5 protein-coding genes are annotated in these 4,908 nt (G+C 64.4%); 3 read left to right on the top strand and 2 right to left on the bottom strand.

Annotated features, from left to right (window positions below):
• Both VKP01_RS11290 and VKP01_RS11285 read right to left on the bottom strand, forming a co-directional pair.
• Nucleotides 1–293: enoyl-CoA hydratase/isomerase family protein (locus VKP01_RS11290; protein ID WP_324412333.1), on the bottom strand; the 293-nt coding region annotated here is incomplete at its 3' end.
• A 54-nt stretch (nucleotides 294–347) separates the two neighbouring features.
• The gene (locus VKP01_RS11285; RefSeq protein WP_324412331.1) at nucleotides 348–1,550 is read right to left on the bottom strand and encodes an acetyl-CoA C-acyltransferase; all 1,203 of its coding nucleotides are present in this window, start codon (nucleotides 1,548–1,550) and stop codon (nucleotides 348–350) included.
• A gap of 309 nt (nucleotides 1,551–1,859) precedes the next feature.
• Between VKP01_RS11285 and pimC the strand changes: the two genes are divergently transcribed.
• The 3 genes from pimC to VKP01_RS11270 all read left to right on the top strand — a co-directional run.
• On the top strand, nucleotides 1,860–3,059 hold the full coding sequence (gene pimC, locus VKP01_RS11280) for a pimeloyl-CoA dehydrogenase large subunit (RefSeq protein ID WP_324412329.1): 1,200 nt from the start codon (nucleotides 1,860–1,862) through the stop codon (nucleotides 3,057–3,059).
• 9 nt (nucleotides 3,060–3,068) lie between these two features.
• The gene (locus VKP01_RS11275) at nucleotides 3,069–4,217 is read left to right on the top strand and encodes an acyl-CoA dehydrogenase (protein WP_324412327.1); all 1,149 of its coding nucleotides are present in this window, start codon (nucleotides 3,069–3,071) and stop codon (nucleotides 4,215–4,217) included.
• A gap of 37 nt (nucleotides 4,218–4,254) precedes the next feature.
• Nucleotides 4,255–4,908 (top strand): acyl-CoA dehydrogenase family protein (locus tag VKP01_RS11270; protein ID WP_414706569.1); only part of this gene is annotated, 654 nt, incomplete at its 3' end.

The raw sequence follows: 4,908 nt of genomic DNA, 5'->3' as shown, positions 1-4,908 counted from the left end.
GTCCCGTGGATAGCCGCGATCACGGGCTTCGGCGCGGCCTCGATCACCGCCTGCACGGCGGAGAGGCTGGGATCCTTCGGCGGCTTGCCGAATTCGGTGATATCGGCGCCGGCGCAGAAGGTGCGGCCCGCGCAGGTCAGCACGATCGCCTTTGCTTCTTCATCAGCAACAGCCTGCTCCACCGCCTGCGCGATCCCGACGCGCAATTGCGCCGAGAGCGCGTTGACGGGAGGGGAATCGAGGGTGATGACGGCGATTTCGCCTTCGCGGGTCAAATCCACGACATCGTTGATGGCGGTCATGGTGGTCTCCAGTATCTCGTTATCGGTTCAAATCTCGCGGCGCGATCAGAAGATCTCGAACAGTCCGGCAGCGCCCATGCCACCGCCGACACACATGGTCACGACGCCGTATTTAGCGCCGCGCCTCTTGCCCTCGATCAGGAGATGCCCCGTCATGCGCGCGCCAGACATGCCATAGGGATGGCCGATGGAGATCGCGCCGCCGGACACGTTGAGCCGGTCATTGGGAATGCCGAGCCTGTCGCGGCAATACAGCACCTGCACGGCAAAAGCCTCATTGAGCTCCCAGATGCCGATATCGTCGATGCTGAGCCCGTGCTGCTTGAGCAGCTTGGGCACGGCAAAGACCGGGCCGATACCCATCTCATCGGGCTCGCAGCCCGCCACGGCCATGCCGCGATAGGCGCCGAGCGGCGTCAGCCCCCGCTTCTCGGCCTCGCGCGCCTCCATCAGCACGCTGGCGCTCGCGCCGTCGGAGAGCTGCGAGGCATTGCCCGCAGTGATACAGGCGCCTTCAGCGATCGCCTGCCCGTCCTTGAAGACCGGCTGCAGCTTGGCGAGATCGGCGAGCACGGTCTGCGGGCGGTTGCCCTCGTCGCGCTCCAGCGTCACCTCGCGGCGCGAGGTCTCGCCGGTCGCCTTGTCGGTGATGATCATGCTGGAGGGCAGCGGTGCGATCTCAGTGTCAAGGCGCCCCTCTGCCTGCGCCTGTGCGGTGCGCTGCTGGGATTGCAACGCATACTCGTCCTGCGCCTCACGCGAGATGCCGTAGCGCTTAGCCACGATTTCCGCTGTCTCCAGCATGCCCATATACATGTGCGGCACGCGCTCGATCAGCGCCGGATCCTGCGCGCGGAAGCGGTTGGCCTTGTCATTCTGGACGAGCGAGATCGATTCGAGCCCGCCGCCGACGGCCGTCGTCATGCCGTCCGCGATAATCTGCTTGGCGGCTGTGGCGATCGCCATCAGGCCGGAGGCGCATTGCCGGTCGAGCGACATGCCGGCGACGCTCACCGGCAGGCCAGCGGCAAGCGCACTCTGGCGGGCGATGTTGTAGCCGGTTGCACCCTGCTGGAGCGCTGCGCCCATGATCACATCGTCGATGGTGCCGGGTTCGACCCCCGCCCGAGCAACGGCCTGCGCGATTGCATGGCCGCCCAGCGTCTGGGCCTGTGTGTCATTGAAGGCGCCGCGATAGGCCTTGCCGATCGGTGTGCGGGCGGTGGAGACGATGACGGCGTCGCGCATGATATCCTCCTTTGAACGGCGCCCGTCGCGCGGGCACGTCTGTCGCAGAATCTGACCGGTTTTCTCGCGGCACTATGCCGAAGCCGGCGTGTTCGCGTGCGCGGCATTTGCGAAAACGCGGATTGGGCGAACACACCCGATGTGATTGCGCGATGTCGCGTTGACAAGCGCAGACCGCCTTCCTAATTTCGAACGCACTGCAAAACATGGTTTTGCTATGCGAAATATAGACGAATTGCAAGTCGCCATCCACCCGGGCATTGACGCAAAGTCTGGCAGGTGCAGGCGGCTCTGCGGAGGTAGATGAAGATGGATCTGAGGTTCACCGAGAAAGAAATCGCCTTTCGCGACGAGGTCCGCGCCTTCTTCCGCGAGAACCTGCCGGAATCGATCCGCACCAAGCTGACACTCGGCAAGCATTTTTCGCGCGACGACATGGTCACCTGGATGCGCATCCTCAATGCGAAGGGATGGGCCGCGCCGCACTGGCCCGAGGAACATGGCGGGACGGGCTGGGACCCGGTGCAGCAATATATCTTCCGCGAAGAACTGCTCGCCGCGCCCGCCCCCGAGCCGCTCTCCTTCGGCGTCAGCATGGTCGGGCCGGTGATCTACACCTTCGGCAACCAGAAGCAGAAGGACTATTTTCTGCCCCGCATCCGCAACATGGATGACTGGTGGTGCCAGGGCTTCTCCGAGCCCGGCGCCGGCTCCGATCTCGCCTCGCTGAAGACCCGCGCCGTGCGCGAGGGTGATCATTACATCGTCAACGGCCAGAAGACCTGGACCACGCTCGGCCAGCATGCCGACTGGATTTTCTGCCTCGTGCGCACCAACCCGGATGCGCCCAAGAAACAGATGGGTATCTCCTTCCTGCTCATCGACATGAAATCCCCCGGCGTCACGCTGCGCCCCATCCAGACGCTGGACGGCGGGCATGAGGTCAACGAGATCTTCTTCGACGACGTGAAGGTTCCCGCCGAGAACCTCGTCGGCGAGGAGAACAAGGGATGGGACTACGCCAAGTTCCTGCTCGGCAACGAGCGCACCGGCATCGCCCGGATCGGCATCTCCAAGGAGCGCGTGCGCCGCATCCGCCGCCTCGCCAGCGCCGAGAAGGCGGGCGAGCGTCCGCTGATCGAGAATCCGCGTTTCCGCGAGAAGCTCGCCGCGCTCGAAGTCGAACTCAAGGCACTCGAAATGACGCAGCTGCGCGTCGTGGCAGAGGCGCGCAACCGCCCCTCCGACAAGCCCGATCCGGCCTCCTCGATCCTCAAGATCAAGGGCTCGCAAATCCAGCAGGCGACGACGGAGCTTCTGCTCGACGTGGTCGGCCCCTACGCCCTGCCCTTCACCCCCGAGGAAGAAGGTCGCAACGAACCGCCGATCGGACCGGAATGGGCGCAGATGATCGCGCCGAACTATTTCAACACGCGCAAGGTGTCGATCTACGGCGGCTCGAACGAGATTCAGAAGAACATCATCGCCAAGGCGATACTCGGGCTCTGAGGACAGGTCATGGATTTCGATCTCAACGACGAACAACGCATGCTCAAGGACAGCGTCGAGAAGCTGCTCGGCGCGCGCTACGATTTCGACACGCGACGCAGGATCTCCGATTCGCCCGAGGGTTTCGACCGCGGGATCTGGAGCGCGTTTGCCGAGATGGGCCTGCTCGCCCTGCCCTTCTCCGAGGATGACGGCGGCATGGGTGGCGGCCCGGTCGAGACCATGATCGTGATGGAGGCGTTTGGGCGCGCGCTCGTGGTCGAGCCCTTTCTCGCCAGCGTGATACTTGCCGGCGGCATCCTGCGCCGGGCCGGATCGCCCGAACAGCGCGGCGATCATATCGCCGCAATCGCCGGCGGCGAGAAGCTCTACGCCTTCGCCCATCACGAGCGCCAGGCCCGCTACGATCTTCACGACGTCGCCACCATGGCCCGCGCCGATGGCGAGCATTACGTGATTTCCGGCGAGAAGGGCCTCGTGCTCTCCGGCGACAGCGCCGACATGCTGATCGTCTCGGCGCGCACCTCCGGCAACCAGCGCGACGAGGCGGGCATCTCGCTCTTCCTCGTCGATGCGAGGGCGGAGGGCGTGAGCCGGCGCGGCTATGCCACGCAGGACGGTGCGCGCGGGGCGGAAGTCACGTTCGACAATGTGCGCGTCCCGGCTTCTGCCCTGATCGGCACCCGCGACGAGGCCTTCCCGGTGATCGGGCGGATCATCGAGGAAGCCATCGCGGCCCTGTGCGCGGAATCCGTCGGTGTGATGGCGGATATGCACGAGGCAACCGTTGAATACATGAAAGTGCGCAACCAGTTCGGCACCCATATCGGCAGCTTCCAGGTGCTCCAGCATGCTGCCGCCGACATGTTCATCGCGCTGGAACAGGCGCGTTCCATGGCCATGTTCGCCTCGATGATGGTGCAGGAAGAGGACGCGCGCGAACGCGCCCGCGCCATCGCGGCATCGAAAGTACAGATCGGGAATTCCTGCCGCTTCGTCGGCCAGAACGCGGTGCAGTTGCATGGCGGGGTGGCGGTCACCATGGAATACAAGGTGGCGCACTCCTTCAAGCGTGCGACCATGATCGAGAAGCTGTTCGGCGATACCGACCACTACACCACGCGCCTTGCCGATCTCGGCGGCGTGATCGGGGAATGAGCAAGACGGGGGATCCATGTCGGGGGAATCGGGGATGATGGAAGACGCGCTGTTTTCAGCGCGGGCGCGCGAATTGCGCGAACGCGTGATCGCCTTCATGGAAGAGCACGTCTATCCGGCGGAGAGCGTCTTCGAGGAACAGCTCGATGCCGCGCCCTCGCGCTGGAGCGCGCCGCCGATCATGGAGGAGCTCAAGGCGAAGGCGAAGGCGCAGGGGCTGTGGAACCTGTTCCTGCCCAAGCGCGAATATCCCGACAGCCTGACCAATTACGAATACGCCCATATCTGCGAGGTCATGGGCCGCTCGCCGATCGGGCCCGAGCCGTTCAACTGCTCAGCTCCCGATACCGGCAATATGGAAACGATCGTGCGTTACGGCACGCCCGAACAGAAGAAGCAATGGCTCGAACCGCTGCTCGCCGGCGAGATCCGCTCCTGCTTCGCCATGACGGAGCCCGATGTCGCCTCGTCCGACGCCACCAATATCCGCACCCTGATCAGCCGCGACGGCGACGATTATGTCATCAACGGGCGCAAATGGTGGACCTCCGGCGCCATGGATCCGCGCTGCAAGATCGCCATCCTGATGGGCAAGACCGATCCGGGTGCCGAGAAACACAAGCAGCAATCCATGATCCTCGTACCGATGGACGCGCCCGGCGTCACCGTAGAGCGCGCGCTCACCGTGTTC

Origin of the sequence: Saliniramus sp. (genome assembly GCF_035311605.1) — a bacterium.
In the GTDB taxonomy this organism is placed as follows: domain Bacteria; phylum Pseudomonadota; class Alphaproteobacteria; order Rhizobiales; family Beijerinckiaceae; genus Saliniramus.
This window is presented reverse-complemented; position numbering and strand designations above follow the sequence as displayed.

Bases quoted from the DNA above. Each gene is read 5' to 3' on its own strand.
- VKP01_RS11285 (WP_324412331.1), bottom strand. From the start codon at position 1,550: ATGCGCGACGCCGTCATCGTCTCCACCGCCCGCACACCGATCGGCAAG.
- pimC (WP_324412329.1), top strand. From the start codon at position 1,860: ATGGATCTGAGGTTCACCGAGAAAGAAATCGCCTTTCGCGACGAGGTC.
- VKP01_RS11275 (WP_324412327.1), top strand. From the start codon at position 3,069: ATGGATTTCGATCTCAACGACGAACAACGCATGCTCAAGGACAGCGTC.